The following is a 14,181-nucleotide window of genomic DNA, read 5'->3' as shown; positions in this document are numbered from 1 at the left end:
GATATCAATAGAATATCACCTCAACACTATAAATATCATTGAGTTATTAATTATCATCACGCATTAAGATTCAGTTATTTATTAAAGCAAAATTTGAATATTTAAATTATTTTTGATCTTTCTGATTCCTTCAACATACTAAAGTTAACTCGATTTGAGAGTTGCTTCGCAATTTTGTTAGGAGAATCCCATGCGTAAAGTTCTATTGATAATTTCAATTGTATTTACTATGTTTATCCCACTCAGCTCCAGTGCTAACAACACACAAGCAGGAAATGTGGTAGGTAGCCATGTTCAATGTTTGCTGCCTGACGGAAACTCTGTCTTCGTGCCACAATTCTACTGTGACATGAACAAAGGCACTCGAAAATATTAGCCTTAATTTTCGTCCCTAATTAATATTGCTATCGGTCAAAGTTATCAACTCTAATCCAATGATACATTGTTATTGTGCTGTATAATGAAGTCTTGATTTAGTTAGGGACGGCCAAACCATGATAAAAAAAGTATTAATTTCTACACTTCCTTTCATCGCATTCAACGCGTTTTCCTCTGTAGAAATAACACTCCCAAAAAGCATTAATATTTTAGCGGTAAATGAATCCAATAATGTAGCTCAGTACTTAAATAACGAAACTCTCACCTTACCAGATGGAAAAAGCCAATTTGTTTTTGATATTCGAAAAACCTTTAAGCCAGGATCAAGTCAAGCTTACTTCTATCAGTCAGTGCCAGTAATCATCACACTCGATGGTCTTAATGGTAGTGCGACATTAATCACACCATCAATAGACAATGAACAGCAATCCCTTGCTTATGACAAACGTCAAGCCAAGGATAAATTCTCTTTAAGTTCAGTTAATAATATCACCAATGTAGAAGCAGATAACCTATCTAAAGGTTGGCTATCATTAACAGAAGACTTTGCTGATGCGAGCCGCCTACATAACAAAGATAAAAATATTGTTCTAGGTACAAACTCTAAGAGCGCTGCTGTAGAACCACTAGCTCAAACAGAAACAAAAGACATTCAAGCTAAAGCATCGATTTCAAATAATCTAGAAATCACCCAAGATTATTTCAACAAATTATCTAAACAAGAAAAGCAAAAATTCCTCTCTTGGGCTGTCTCAAATATAGATTAACTCTTCAATGTGGTCGCAAGTAAAAAGCCAACGTTCTGTTGGCTTTTTTGTTTTCTAAGGCAACAACGATTCAACAAAATTACAAAATGCAAAAAGAGGAGCCGAAGCTCCTCTTTTAAAAGATATAATAATGATTTCTAAGAAATTAGAAGCCGTATTCTAGACCTAGACGTGCAAATGGTGTCGCATCGCCATCGTTCTTCGTGTAAGAACCTACACGGAAGTATGGGACGAAACCATTCTTAACATACATGACCTGACCTGAAACTACGCTATCCGCAGTATCTTTTTGAGTCTTGCCGTTTACTTCATAATCAAGGTTAGCTGCGTAGCCTAGCTTGAAGCCCCAAGCACCCATCCAGTATTGTCCGATGATAGAGTAAGAGCCTTGCTCAGATTTATCGCCACCTTGAACGTCGCTAGAACCCGCTTTGTATGCTGCTGCTAGACCAAAGCCACCAGGAAGTGCCGCTTCAAAGCCCACTAGGTAACCCATAGTATCAGCTAATTCAGCGTCTGCTGCTGCTGTAGATTGGTAAACATCGCCAACTGCAACATTGTTACCATCTAAATCTTCACAAGGCGAGGCTGCTGCACAAACTGAGAAGGCAGCTTCAACAGCGTCTGATTTTTTACGATTGACTTCAGATTCAACAGCACCGTGGAAAGTGAACATGTCGCCCGCTTTAAGTGTTGCTTTAGCGCCGTAGAAGTAGTTACTTTCAACTGAGGTGTCGCCCATGCCTGTAGATAGGCTGAAGTTTAGGTTGCCTAGCTGCGCCGAATCGTAACGTAGTTGGTTACCGTGACGATCACGGTGATATGCTACGTCAGCGGCCCAAGCAGAATCCCATACACGACCTAGACCTGGGTTTGAGTATGGCCAGTCAACCAGTTCGTACATTGGAGTAAGCATACGACCCGCACGAACCGTACCCCAATCACCACGAAGACCAAGGAATGTATCACGGTTACCTAAAGTAGCACCCGTACCGTCTGTACCTACCCAGCCAGATTCAATTTGCATAAAGATATTCACATTGTCAGTAAAATCTTTGTCTGCACGGAAACCGATGCGTGACTCATTGTCCCACTGGTAACCTTTTTTATCTTTCTCAGTGAATACACTGATTGCTGCAACACCGTACGCTTGTACGTTGAAGTCTGAAATAATACCTACTTGAGAAGATTCAGTGTTTGCAAAAGCACCTGTGGAAGCGATAGCAACTGCTGCACCTAGCAGAGTACGTTTAAACATTTTGTCCATGGAAAAACTCCTAAAAATGGATATAGCTGTTTTTTCTTGTTTCTCGCCTTAAGTTGGCCGCCGAAGGGAGAATTCATTTCCTATGTGAAAACCGCAAATTAACCTTTAACTTTTGATTTTCTATTTCCTGCATACACAGTGTGTATCCATGCCTTTAGACTAACTTCGCGGAGCAAAACATCAATCAGAACTTTCTTTTCATCTAAAAAAATATGACCCGCTACAAATTTTTCTAAGCATAGTGATCAAGATCTCGAACAAACAGAACACATGCCCACAAAAAGGTAAAATAAAATAAAATCAGTTAGTTACATATAATAAAATATAAAAACAGGTTGATATGCCTCGCATAAATCTGAATAAAAAAACGTCATTTACATTAATTTGATAATGATCACTGAAGAGTCCACATAGATATTGAGCCTTAAAGTGGCACTTATTTTTGCATAAAAAAAAGCCACCTACTGGTGGCTTCTTTCATCTTGAAGGGCTTATTTTAAAAGGTCTATTAGATCTTGTTCTGTGCGAATTTCAATTCCTAAATCTTGTGCTTTTGCTAATTTAGATCCTGCATTTTCTCCAGCAAACAATATGTCAGTCTTTTTCGACACACTGCCTGTGACTTTTGCACCAAGGTCTTGCAATGCTGCTTTAGCATCACCACGCGATAGTTGCGATAACGAACCAGTCAATACCACTGTTTTACCAGCTAGTGGCTGCGGGGTAGCCTCATCTTTCTCTTGAATATCAGGCCAATTAACCCCTTGCGCAATCAAATCATCAACTACCCGTTGATTTCTCTCTTGAGCAAAGAACGCGGTAATATGGCTCGCGACGATACCACCGATATCCGAAACTTCGATTAACTCTTCATGAGTTGCGCGAGTAACAGCGTCTAAGGTTTTAAAGTGCTGAGCTAAATTAGCGGCTGTCGCTTCCCCAACTTCACGAATACCTAGAGAGTATAAAAATCTCGGCAATGTTGTCTCTTTTGCTTTAACTAACGCATCAACAACATTTTGCGCAGATTTTGGCCCCATGCGGTCTAAAACGGTAATAATGCCTGCAGACAACTTGAATAGGTCCGCCGGCGTTTCCACCATTTCTTTGTCGACAAGTTGCTCGATGACTTTCACACCAAGCCCATCGACATCTAGTGCTTTTCTAGAAACAAAATGCTTTAGCGCTTCTTTGCGTTGCGCCTGACACACTAAGCCACCACTACAACGAGCAACCGCTTCCCCCTCTATGCGCTCCACTTGGGACAGACATACTGGACATTGAGCAGGAAATACAATCTCACGCGCAGTTTCAGGTCGGCGATCTTGAACTACTGAGACTATCTGCGGGATAACGTCACCAGCACGGCGAACAACCACGTGATCACCCACCATGACACCTAAGCGCTCAATCTCATCCGCATTGTGTAGCGTTGCATTACTTACCGTAACACCACCGACAAAAACAGGCTCAAGTTTGGCTACAGGAGTAATCGCCCCCGTACGACCAACTTGAAACTCAACATCATTGAGAACTGTCATCTCTTCTTGAGCAGGAAACTTATAAGCAATTGCCCAGCGAGGCGCTCTTGCGACAAAGCCGAGTTGTTCTTGCAATACAATCGCATCGACCTTAATCACCACCCCATCGATTTCATACGCAAGCTCATCTCGGCGAGTTAAGATATCTTGGTAATACGCTTTTACTTCTGACAGGTTTTGTACGCGTCGAGTTTCTGGGCACATTGGAAGCCCCCAGGTTTTAAGCTGTAAAAAGCGCTCGTAGTGACTTTCAGATAGCTCCGCGCCTTCAACAACACCGACACTGTATGCATAAAAGCTTAAAGGACGTGTTGCCGTAATGCGTGAATCAAGTTGACGAAGACTTCCTGCCGCTGCGTTACGAGGGTTAACGAAAACTTTATCGCCTTTTTTCAGCGCCATTTCGTTAAGTTTGTCAAAACCAGCTTTAGGCATAAAGACTTCACCGCGAACTTCTATCCGTTGTGGCCAGCCTTCACCCTGTAATTTAAGGGGGATAGCTTTAATAGTTCTTACATTTTCAGTGATGTTCTCACCTGTCGCGCCATCGCCTCGAGTCGCGGCTTGGACCAGAACTCCATTTTCATACAAAAGACTAACGGCCAAACCATCTAACTTAGGCTCACAACAAAAAACATCAAACGTTGCGCTCGGTATACGATCAGACATACGTTTGTGAAAGGCATCCAGCTCACTATCATCAAACGCGTTGTCTAGCGATAACATAGGAATCTCGTGCGCGACAGAACCAAAACCATCAAGCGGCATACCACCGACGCGCTGACTTGGGGAATCAACTGAAACCAGCTCCGGATGTTCTTCTTCCAATGACAGTAATTCACGCATTAAGCGATCATATTCAGCATCGGGAATCTCTGGACTGTCTTCCACGTAATACTTCACACCATGATAATGAAGGGTTTCACGTAGTTGAGTGAGTTTTTCTTGAATCGGTTGCGACATAGCTAACTCTGAATAGTAAATAGTTTCAATCTCACATCGCCAATCGCTGCGATGTAATAATAATTGCCAAGAAGTATGGCGATACCGTCAAAGGTTAGCAATCCCCTTTAACAGCACAATGAAAAAAGGCCCCGTCACGGAGCCCTTTTGAAGTCGGAATTGAGATTACGCGCTCGCCAATTTGAATTTTTGAATCTGCGCTTTATATCCATCAATTCGATTTGGCGTCATAAGGTTACGCCCGTCGTCTAATACATTCGCACCAAGGTCATCTGCAATCTGCTGAGCGGTCTTAAGCATTAGCTTGAAGTTTTGGTCCGCATCACCATAACAAGGTAAGGTCATAAAGAATGAAATACCTTTAGTTGTAAATTCAGCAGGATCACCGTGCTTCAATGTGCCAGGTTGCATCATATTCGCTACACTGAACAGAACTTTTCCAGTACCAGAAAGATCCGAATGGCGATGGAAGATATCCATTTCACCATACAGCAAACCATTTTGTTGCATGCTATCAAACAGCTTTGTGCCCACAAACGGTTCTTCTCCAGCACAGTGAACGTTCAATACAATCACTTCCATTTCCGGCTCTGGTGCAGGTTCAGTCACAACGGCAGGCTCTACCGCTACGGTTTCTGGTTCAGATTCAACGATCGGCTCCAGATCTACGATAGGTTCAAGCTTTTCTTCTACATCATCTAATGACTTACTTGAAAATGAAGGGACATCAATATCAGCTTCATCGTTGAATGGCGTAGCTGTTTTTTCCGCCACGTCAGTGTATCCATCGATTAGAGGATCCGCAGCTACAGGTTCCACGGCAAATTCTGGCTCTTTTCGCTCTTTACGGATGATTTCAAAATCGTCCTCAGGCGCAAATGCTCTGTCAGGCATTGCCTCTGACTCTTCATCATTGTCGACGTCTAGCTTACGTAATGGCTTATTACCAAACTTTGTCGTCCCTTCTTTCTTACTTGTCCATAAACCGTGGAACAGCAAAGCGGCAATCGCTAAGGCTCCGACAATTATGAGTACGAATCGCAGTTCCTGCATTTTTAGCTCTCAATTACTCAATAAAATAGACTCTTTGAGTCTTCCTATTGAATTGGGTTATACCTAACTTCAGTAACTCTACCAAAACTCTCCCCTGTTTTAGAACAACTTAATGTTAGAAGTTCCAAGAATGTTGTGATTTTGAACACGCTTTTTTCTTGTTAAGATAACCAATGTTCGTTTTTAAACCAGTAGATGACTCTTTATTATGAATTCTTCAATTAACCAACGTAGTGGGTTTGGCTACTTTTTTTACGGCTTAGATCTCGCTCTAAAGCCTGGTATCCGCCAATTTGTTCTACTACCACTATTAGCCAATATTCTACTTGTCGGTGGCGCGCTGTTTTACTTGTTTTCAAATTTAGATGTTTGGATTGAGCAAATGTTAGGGCAGTTACCTGACTTCTTATCCTGGTTAAGCTACCTGCTTTGGCCACTACTTGTTCTGACTATTCTTGCGACGTTCTCTTATTTTTTCAGTACGCTGGCCAATTTTATAGCAGCGCCCTTCAATGGATTACTGGCTGAGAAAGTGGAAGAGCACCTCACCAATCAAAAAGTGAATGAAGATGGCCTGCTCTCTACATTAAAAGATACGCCGAGAATTCTCGCTCGTGAATGGCGCAAACTGGTTTATGTTTTACCTAAAGCAATTGGCTTATTCCTTTTATTACTCATCCCTGCTTTAGGACAAACTATTGGCCCGATCCTATGGTTTGTCTTCACCGCTTGGATTCTAGCAATTCAATATTGTGATTACCCATTTGATAACCACAAGATTAGTTTTAATGAAATGAGACACAATTTGAAACAAAAACAAGGCAAAGCTTATAGCTTTGGCGCTCTCGTCAGTGTGTTTACGACCATTCCAATACTGAACCTATTTGTTATGCCTATTGCGGTCTGTGGCGCGACGGCAATGTGGGTAACTGAATTTAAGAAATAGCACCATTATTTAGCACCACTTTAAGTGGGCAGATACATTTGATTTGCCCGCTTTTATGCTCTCCTCTACTGAGCAAGTTCATATCATATAACTTTTTAATCCTTTTCTAGTTTTTTCAGCTGTCCTAATCTCTACCCAGTCAATTAAAATAGAACAACTTAGCTTTGCTTACCGAAAACAGGCGGAGCTTACATAGAGATGAAGGATCACATAATGAGCAAAATCTACGAAGATAATTCACAAACAATCGGTAACACTCCTCTAGTTCGCTTAAATAAAGTCAGCAAAGGTAAAGTCCTAGCGAAAGTTGAAGCGCGTAACCCAAGCTTCAGTGTTAAGTGTCGTATCGGCGCAAACATGATTTGGGAAGCGGAAAAAGCAGGCACGTTAAAGCCTGGTGTAGAACTTGTAGAACCGACAAGTGGTAATACAGGTGTTGCACTTGCATTCGTAGCAGCAGCTCGTGGTTACAAACTTACACTGACAATGCCAGAGTCAATGAGCCTTGAACGCCGTAAGCTTCTAAAAGCACTTGGTGCAAACCTTGAGTTAACAGAAGCGGCAAAAGGCATGAAAGGGGCAATTGCTAAAGCTGAAGAGATTGTTGCAAGCAACCCTGAAAAATACTTGCTGCTACAACAGTTCAACAACCCTGCAAACCCACAGATTCACGAGAAAACGACAGGTCCAGAAATCTGGGATGCAACAGATGGTGAAGTAGACGTATTTGTCGCAGGTGTTGGTACGGGTGGTACGATTACAGGTACAAGCCGTTACATTAAAGGCGAAAAAGGTAAGAACATTGTTTCTGTTGCCGTTGAACCAGCAGAGTCGCCAGTGATTGCACAAGCGCTTGCAGGAGACGAAATTCAACCAGCTCCGCACAAAATCCAAGGTATTGGTGCTGGTTTTATCCCTGGCAACCTAGATTTAGAGCTTGTTGACCGCGTTGAATCTGTAACATCAGAAGAAGCGATTACTATGGCTCAACGCCTAATGGAAGAAGAAGGTATTTTGGCTGGCATCTCATCTGGCGCAGCAGTTGTTGCAGCAAACCGACTTGCAGAACTACCTGAATTTGAAGGAAAAACTATCGTTACCGTACTTCCAAGTTCTGGTGAGCGTTACCTAAGTACCGCTCTATTTGCAGGCATCTTTACCGAGAAAGAAAACCAACAGTAATATGTTGTCAAATCAATTTTTCGTCCAAAAAAGCCCCATTTAGGGGCTTTTTTGTTGATCCTCGCCACACCTTTGGTAATATCAGGGCAGTTTTATTTTTAGCTTCAAAATAAAAGAGCTAATAAAGATTTTATGTCACTTGTGAGATTCGACACAGATTGGAATCATGAGTGAGAAATTTACAACCAGTATCAGTTCTGACACGAAATGAACGTTGTGCATCTAGCAGAATATATTATTTACGGTTAAGCTAGTTCTGGTTAAGAAACTATCAAAATATAAATCAATTGGGGTATATAACATGTACGAGAAGCAAGTAGAAATCACAGCAGAAAACGGTCTTCACACTCGTCCAGCTGCACAGTTCGTTAAAGAAGCTAAAGCATTCGACGCGGACATCACTGTGACTTCTAACGGTAAAAGCGCTAGCGCAAAGAGCCTATTCAAACTACAAACTCTAGGCCTAGTTAAAGGTACAGTAGTTTCTATCTCAGCTGAGGGCCCACAAGCTCAACAAGCTGTTGACCACCTAGTTGCTCTAATGGACCAACTACACTAATCCGGTCTTCTATTTTCAAAGCCATTTTGTGAAAACAAAATGGCTTTGTTGGAAATAGAGCAAAATTTGAGCTACAAATTATCGTTAGCGCACCCATTATTCTCCCGTTTTAAAGTTGACCAACTTAAGGTAAGGCTATGATTTCAGGCATCCTAGCATCTCCTGGTATTGCGATTGGTAAAGCACTACTACTTCAAGAAGATGAAATTGTCCTAAACACACACACTATTTCTGACGACCAAGTTGAAGCTGAAGTTCAGCGTTTCTTTGACGCTCGTAACAAGTCATCTGCTCAGTTAGAAACTGTTAAACAGAAAGCACTTGAAACCTTCGGTGAAGAGAAAGAAGCGATCTTTGAAGGTCACATCATGCTTCTTGAAGACGAAGAGCTAGAGGAAGAAATCCTAGCACTGATCAAAAACGACAAGATGCATGCTGATAACGCAATCTACACCGTTATCGAAGAGCAAGCGTCTGCTCTAGAATCTCTAGATGACGAATACTTAAAAGAACGTGCAACGGATATCCGTGATATCGGTACACGTTTTGTTAAAAATGCACTAGGTATCAATATCGTTTCTCTAAGCGATATCGACGAAGAAGTTATCCTAGTAGCTTACGACTTAACTCCATCTGAAACTGCACAGATCAACCTAGACTACGTTCTTGGTTTCGCTTGTGACATCGGCGGTCGTACTTCTCACACTTCAATCATGGCTCGTTCACTAGAACTTCCAGCTATCGTTGGTACTAACGACATCACTAAGCAAGTTAAGAACGGCGATATGCTGATTCTTGATGCGATGAACAACAAAGTTGTTATCAACCCTTCTGAAGCAGAACTAGAAGAAGCAAAAGCGGTTAAAGCAGCATTCGTTGCTGAAAAAGAAGAGCTAGCTAAGCTAAAAGATCTTCACGCTGAAACTCTAGACGGTCACCGTGTAGAAGTTTGCGGTAACATCGGTACAGTAAAAGACTGTGACGGTATCATCCGTAACGGTGGTGAAGGCGTTGGTCTGTACCGTACTGAGTTCCTATTTATGGACCGCGATGCGCTTCCAACTGAAGAAGAGCAGTACAAAGCGTACAAAGAAGTTGCTGAAGCAATGAATGGCGAGTCAGTGATCATCCGTACTATGGATATCGGTGGCGATAAAGATCTTCCATACATGGATCTTCCTCAAGAGATGAACCCATTCCTAGGCTGGCGTGCAGTACGTATCAGCTTAGACCGTCGTGAAATCCTACGTGATCAGCTACGTGGTATCCTACGTGCATCTGCACACGGTAAACTACGCATCATGTTCCCGATGATCATCTCTGTAGAAGAAATCCGTGAACTTAAGAAAGCGATCGAAGAGTACAAAGCAGAACTTCGTGCAGAAGGCCTTGCGTTTGACGAAGAAATCGAAATCGGCGTAATGGTTGAGACTCCTGCTGCTGCAGCAATCGCACACCACCTAGCGAAAGAAGTATCATTCTTCTCTATCGGTACTAACGACCTAACGCAGTACACACTTGCGGTAGATCGTGGTAACGAAATGATTTCTCACCTATACAACCCACTATCACCAGCAGTACTAACAGTGATCAAGCAAGTTATCGACGCTTCTCACGCTGAAGGTAAATGGACTGGTATGTGTGGTGAGCTAGCGGGCGATGAGCGCGCAACGCTACTACTTCTAGGTATGGGTCTAGACGAGTTCTCAATGAGCGGCATCTCTATCCCTAAAGTGAAGAAAGTTATCCGTAACTCTAACTTCGCTGAAGTGAAAGCGATGGCTGAAGAAGCACTTTCTCTACCAACAGCTGCAGAAATCGAAGCCGTTGTAGAAAAGTTCATTGCTGAGAAAACTCAATAATCAACTAATTCCAATGAGATAGACGGTAAAAAAAGTCGTCTATCTCGGAAGATTGGTATACTATAATTCGACAGAATTAAATAAAAACGTTAGGAGCATGACACAATGGGTCTGTTTGACAAACTTAAGAAGCTAGTATCTGACGACAGCGCTGACGCTGGTGCAATCGAAATCATCGCACCTCTATCTGGTGAAATCGTTAACATTGAAGACGTGCCAGATGTTGTTTTCGCTGAGAAAATCGTTGGTGATGGTATTGCTATCAAACCTGCTGGTAACAAAATGGTAGCTCCTGTAAACGGTACTATCGGTAAGATCTTCGAAACGAACCACGCGTTCTCTATCGAGTCTGACGACGGTGTTGAGCTTTTCGTTCACTTCGGTATCGACACAGTTGAACTAAAAGGCGAAGGCTTCAAGCGTATCGCTGAAGAAGGTCAAACTGTTAAAGCTGGCGACACTATCATTGAATTCGATCTAGCTCTTCTTGAAGAGAAAGCGAAGTCAACTCTTACTCCAGTTGTTATCTCTAACATGGACGAAATCAAAGAGCTGAACAAGCTTTCTGGTTCTGTAACTGTTGGTGAAACTCCAGTTCTACGTGTAACTAAGTAATTTTTACTTAGCCAAACACTAAAAACGCAGCCCTTGGCTGCGTTTTTATTACCTGAAGAAAATTGGATTACTTTAAGCCGAGGGCATACTTAAGCACTTGAGTTTTTAAAGGGCCTGCGTTTTCCGCTATTTTCAGTGCCGCATTTCTTACTAACTTTAGCGGCGCAAAATCGTTACTAAAACCTTTATAGAAGAAATCCATACCAGACTGCATCAATAAATTATCAGGGCGACGTTTTCGCTCATAGCGCTTCAGTACAGATGCCGACAAATGGGCTTGCCCTTCCGTGACTTCCAATAATGCTTCCACATCTTTAAAGCCAAGATTCACGCCCTGCCCCGCCAGTGGATTAATGGTATGCGCTGAATCCCCAATCAACACGCACCCTTGCGCTATATAGCTTTGAGCATGTCGGCGAGTCAGTGGAAAAGAGCCATATTGTAGCACTTCAATCTCTCCCAACTCTGCGGGGAAATGGGTCAAAACCTCTGCGCGTAATTGAGTTGGTGTCATCGCACAAAGCTGCTTAATACGTTTTGGTGTGTCATACCAAACCAATGAACCTTGCCCTACTTCTTGCCCATCAACAGTCAATGAACTCAGTGGTAAGAAAGAGCGCGGCCCAGTTGGGTTGAATTGCTGCCAAGTAATATCTTGCTGAGGCAGTTCAGTGGTTACATTAATTAACATGCAGTGCTGGCGATAATCCCAAGCAGTGATACCAATCCCAGCTAGGTCACGAACTCTGGAATTAGCACCATCGGCCCCCACTACGAGGTCAACAACAAAGCTTTCACCAGACGAGAGTTTAACCAACGTTTCATCGCCAAACTCAAGGCTTTCTAGCGTATCTGGGCAGCGTAATGTTAAATTGCCGAACTGTTCAAACTCCCCCCAAAGACCAAGCTGAATCAAACGGTTTTCAACAATGTAACCAAGCTGTTCCATGCCTAATTCATCAGAATGGAATCGAGTACGACATTCTGGGTGCTCCCAAGTTTCCAATCGGCGATAGGGGCATACTCGCATGTCTGATGTTGCTTGCCAGGCGCCAAGCGAATTCAGTATTTCGACGGAGTGTTCTGAGATCGCAGACACTCGAATATCCATCGCTTGGTCAGCGAAAAATGGCTCTGGTGCTTTACCTTCAACTAAAAGGACACGTCTACCTTGCTTGGCAAACCCTACCGCTGCGGCTGCGCCCACCATACCACCGCCGATCACGGCAACATCATATTTGCTCATATTTCGCACTTCAATTGTTTGATTAATTGACTGTTTTTCATTGTACGTTTTCATTACTAAAATGTAACTAAAAACCTCTTAGTTCATCTAAGCAAACCCCTTGTACAACATAGGGTTTAACTGTTTTTTCACCAGCACTAGTCAGGTGGTTTTGAAAGCAGTACAATACGCCGCTTACCGCCGAGAGGGCGGCTAAAATATGGTCACTACATTATGTGACTCTCTGGAAATATTGGGCGATTTGCTCCCTTAATTTAAACTAACGATCGAGCGAACAACATGAGTAAAAAACTGCTAATTAAAACCTGGGGCTGTCAGATGAATGAATACGATTCATCAAAAATGGCCGATCTTATGAACGCGGCTAATGGCTACGAACTGACAGAAGAACCAGCAGAAGCAGACGTACTACTACTGAATACCTGTTCTATCCGTGAAAAAGCGCAAGAGAAGGTATTCCACCAGCTAGGTCGTTGGAAAACGCTAAAAGATAAAAAACCTGGTGTTGTGATTGGTGTTGGTGGCTGTGTAGCGACTCAAGAAGGTGACCATATCCGCGAACGCGCGCCGTTTGTAGACGTAATTTTTGGCCCTCAGACACTGCATCGCCTACCAGAGATGATCAAACAGTCTCAATCAAATGAAGCGCCAGTGATGGACATTTCATTCCCTGAAATTGAAAAGTTTGACAGCCTACCTGAGCCTCGCGCTGAAGGAGCAACCGCATTCGTTTCTATTATGGAAGGCTGCTCTAAGTACTGTACGTACTGTGTTGTACCTTACACTCGTGGCGAAGAAGTTAGTCGTCCAATGGACGATGTTCTATTCGAAATCGCTCAGCTAGCTGATCAAGGGGTACGTGAAGTTAACCTACTTGGTCAAAACGTAAACGCTTATCGCGGTCCTATGCATGATGGCGACATCTGTTCATTTGCTGAGTTACTTCGCCTAGTTGCGTCAATTGATGGTATCGACCGTATCCGCTTTACGACTAGCCATCCACTAGAATTTACTGACGACATCATTGCAGTCTACGAAGATACGCCTGAGCTAGTAAGCTTCCTGCACCTGCCTGTACAAAGTGGTAGTGACCGCATTCTAACTATGATGAAGCGTCCTCACACTGCGATTGAGTACAAGTCGATCATTCGTAAGCTACGTAAAGCACGCCCTGATATTCAAATCAGCTCTGATTTTATCGTTGGTTTCCCAGGTGAAACAGCGAAAGATCACCAAGATACGATGAAGCTGATCAAAGATGTCGATTTTGATATGAGCTTTAGCTTTATCTTCTCTCCACGCCCAGGTACGCCTGCTGCAGATTACCCATGTGATGTACCAGAGCAAGAGAAAAAAGAACGTCTGTACGAGCTTCAACAAACGGTCAACGCGCAAGCGATGCGTTACTCTCGTTTGATGCTTGATACCGAGCAACGCGTATTAGTTGAAGGTCCTTCTAAGAAGAACCTAATGGAGCTTCGTGCTCGTACTGAGAACAATCGCGTGGTTAACTTCGAAGGCAACGCTGATCTCATCGGCCAATTCGTTGACGTTAAAATTACCGATGTATTTGCGAACTCATTACGTGGTGAGCTTATCCGTACTGAAAAAGATATGGACCTGCGTACTGTGATTTCTCCAACACAAATGATGGCGAAAACAAAACGTGAAGATGAGCTAGGTGTAGCAACCTTTACGCCTTAATTCGCACTCTTAGTCGTTATAAGCTTGAAAATACCTCACTAAGTGACCATCTTAGAAATAGGTATAGTTAACCATTAGAAGCCCGGTCTAAATCGGGC

General features: G+C 42.8%; 12 protein-coding genes. 8 read left to right on the top strand and 4 right to left on the bottom strand.

Translation table 11 applies throughout. The features are described 5' to 3' along the window. The first annotated feature begins 190 nt into the window (after window positions 1-190). Window positions 191-376 carry a hypothetical protein gene (locus GVO60_RS14820; protein ID WP_159655373.1) on the top strand — a complete coding sequence of 62 codons (186 nt, stop codon included), beginning with the start codon at window positions 191-193 and terminating at the stop codon, window positions 374-376. A gap of 118 nt (window positions 377-494) precedes the next feature. Then, complete coding sequence (locus tag GVO60_RS14815; RefSeq protein ID WP_159655371.1) at window positions 495-1,145, top strand: DUF2057 family protein; 651 nt, start codon at window positions 495-497, stop codon at window positions 1,143-1,145. Window positions 1,146-1,290: 145 nt separating this feature from the next. Here the strand turns inward: GVO60_RS14815 and GVO60_RS14810 are convergent, their stop codons facing one another. The 3 genes from GVO60_RS14810 to zipA all read right to left on the bottom strand — a co-directional run bounded on the left by GVO60_RS14810 (window position 1,291) and on the right by zipA (window position 5,969). Next, window positions 1,291-2,412, bottom strand: coding sequence for a porin (locus GVO60_RS14810; RefSeq protein WP_039626089.1), 1,122 nt, complete (start codon window positions 2,410-2,412; stop codon window positions 1,291-1,293). 491 nt (window positions 2,413-2,903) lie between these two features. Next, window positions 2,904-4,916, bottom strand: coding sequence for an NAD-dependent DNA ligase LigA (ligA, locus tag GVO60_RS14805; RefSeq protein WP_159655369.1), 2,013 nt, complete (start codon window positions 4,914-4,916; stop codon window positions 2,904-2,906). 165 nt (window positions 4,917-5,081) lie between these two features. Beyond that, window positions 5,082-5,969, bottom strand: coding sequence for a cell division protein ZipA (zipA, locus tag GVO60_RS14800; protein ID WP_159655367.1), 888 nt, complete (start codon window positions 5,967-5,969; stop codon window positions 5,082-5,084). A 208-nt stretch (window positions 5,970-6,177) separates the two neighbouring features. Between zipA and cysZ the strand changes: the two genes are divergently transcribed. From cysZ to crr, 5 genes are all read left to right on the top strand, one after another. Next, a complete protein-coding gene (gene cysZ / locus GVO60_RS14795) occupies window positions 6,178-6,915 on the top strand; it encodes a sulfate transporter CysZ (protein ID WP_159655365.1) in 738 nt (245 codons plus the stop codon). Between the two features lie 213 nt (window positions 6,916-7,128). Continuing rightward, the gene (gene cysK / locus GVO60_RS14790; RefSeq protein ID WP_159655363.1) at window positions 7,129-8,097 is read left to right on the top strand and encodes a cysteine synthase A; all 969 of its coding nucleotides are present in this window, start codon (window positions 7,129-7,131) and stop codon (window positions 8,095-8,097) included. Between the two features lie 301 nt (window positions 8,098-8,398). Continuing rightward, window positions 8,399-8,656 (top strand): HPr family phosphocarrier protein, encoded by a 258-nt coding sequence (locus tag GVO60_RS14785; RefSeq protein WP_004415108.1) that lies wholly within the window; start codon window positions 8,399-8,401, stop codon window positions 8,654-8,656. Window positions 8,657-8,793: 137 nt separating this feature from the next. Beyond that, window positions 8,794-10,518, top strand: coding sequence for a phosphoenolpyruvate-protein phosphotransferase PtsI (gene ptsI, locus GVO60_RS14780; RefSeq protein ID WP_159655361.1), 1,725 nt, complete (start codon window positions 8,794-8,796; stop codon window positions 10,516-10,518). A 105-nt stretch (window positions 10,519-10,623) separates the two neighbouring features. Then, on the top strand, window positions 10,624-11,133 hold the full coding sequence (crr, locus tag GVO60_RS14775) for a PTS glucose transporter subunit IIA (RefSeq protein ID WP_038139456.1): 510 nt from the start codon (window positions 10,624-10,626) through the stop codon (window positions 11,131-11,133). A 67-nt stretch (window positions 11,134-11,200) separates the two neighbouring features. Here the strand turns inward: crr and GVO60_RS14770 are convergent, their stop codons facing one another. Further along, window positions 11,201-12,379, bottom strand: a complete 1,179-nt coding sequence (locus GVO60_RS14770; RefSeq protein ID WP_159655359.1) for a 2-octaprenyl-3-methyl-6-methoxy-1,4-benzoquinol hydroxylase — start codon at window positions 12,377-12,379, stop codon at window positions 11,201-11,203. A 279-nt stretch (window positions 12,380-12,658) separates the two neighbouring features. Here GVO60_RS14770 and miaB point away from each other — a divergent pair, with 279 nt between their 5' ends. After that, on the top strand, window positions 12,659-14,083 hold the full coding sequence (gene miaB / locus GVO60_RS14765; RefSeq protein ID WP_159655357.1) for a tRNA (N6-isopentenyl adenosine(37)-C2)-methylthiotransferase MiaB: 1,425 nt from the start codon (window positions 12,659-12,661) through the stop codon (window positions 14,081-14,083). The last annotated feature ends 98 nt before the right edge of the window (window positions 14,084-14,181 follow it).

The organism is Vibrio atypicus, from assembly GCF_009811315.1.
GTDB classification, from domain to species: domain Bacteria; phylum Pseudomonadota; class Gammaproteobacteria; order Enterobacterales; family Vibrionaceae; genus Vibrio; species Vibrio atypicus.
Note: the sequence above shows the minus strand (reverse complement) of the source record. Positions and strands in the feature narration are given on the sequence as shown.

What these genes read in the sequence shown, in the direction of transcription:
- GVO60_RS14820 (WP_159655373.1), top strand. Translation starts at nt 191, where the DNA reads ATGCGTAAAGTTCTATTGATAATTTCAATTGTATTTACTATGTTTATC.
- GVO60_RS14815 (WP_159655371.1), top strand. Translation starts at nt 495, where the DNA reads ATGATAAAAAAAGTATTAATTTCTACACTTCCTTTCATCGCATTCAAC.
- GVO60_RS14810 (WP_039626089.1), bottom strand. Translation starts at nt 2,412, where the DNA reads ATGGACAAAATGTTTAAACGTACTCTGCTAGGTGCAGCAGTTGCTATC.
- ligA (WP_159655369.1), bottom strand. Translation starts at nt 4,916, where the DNA reads ATGTCGCAACCGATTCAAGAAAAACTCACTCAACTACGTGAAACCCTT.
- zipA (WP_159655367.1), bottom strand. Translation starts at nt 5,969, where the DNA reads ATGCAGGAACTGCGATTCGTACTCATAATTGTCGGAGCCTTAGCGATT.
- cysZ (WP_159655365.1), top strand. Translation starts at nt 6,178, where the DNA reads ATGAATTCTTCAATTAACCAACGTAGTGGGTTTGGCTACTTTTTTTAC.
- cysK (WP_159655363.1), top strand. Translation starts at nt 7,129, where the DNA reads ATGAGCAAAATCTACGAAGATAATTCACAAACAATCGGTAACACTCCT.
- GVO60_RS14785 (WP_004415108.1), top strand. Translation starts at nt 8,399, where the DNA reads ATGTACGAGAAGCAAGTAGAAATCACAGCAGAAAACGGTCTTCACACT.
- ptsI (WP_159655361.1), top strand. Translation starts at nt 8,794, where the DNA reads ATGATTTCAGGCATCCTAGCATCTCCTGGTATTGCGATTGGTAAAGCA.
- crr (WP_038139456.1), top strand. Translation starts at nt 10,624, where the DNA reads ATGGGTCTGTTTGACAAACTTAAGAAGCTAGTATCTGACGACAGCGCT.
- GVO60_RS14770 (WP_159655359.1), bottom strand. Translation starts at nt 12,379, where the DNA reads ATGAGCAAATATGATGTTGCCGTGATCGGCGGTGGTATGGTGGGCGCA.
- miaB (WP_159655357.1), top strand. Translation starts at nt 12,659, where the DNA reads ATGAGTAAAAAACTGCTAATTAAAACCTGGGGCTGTCAGATGAATGAA.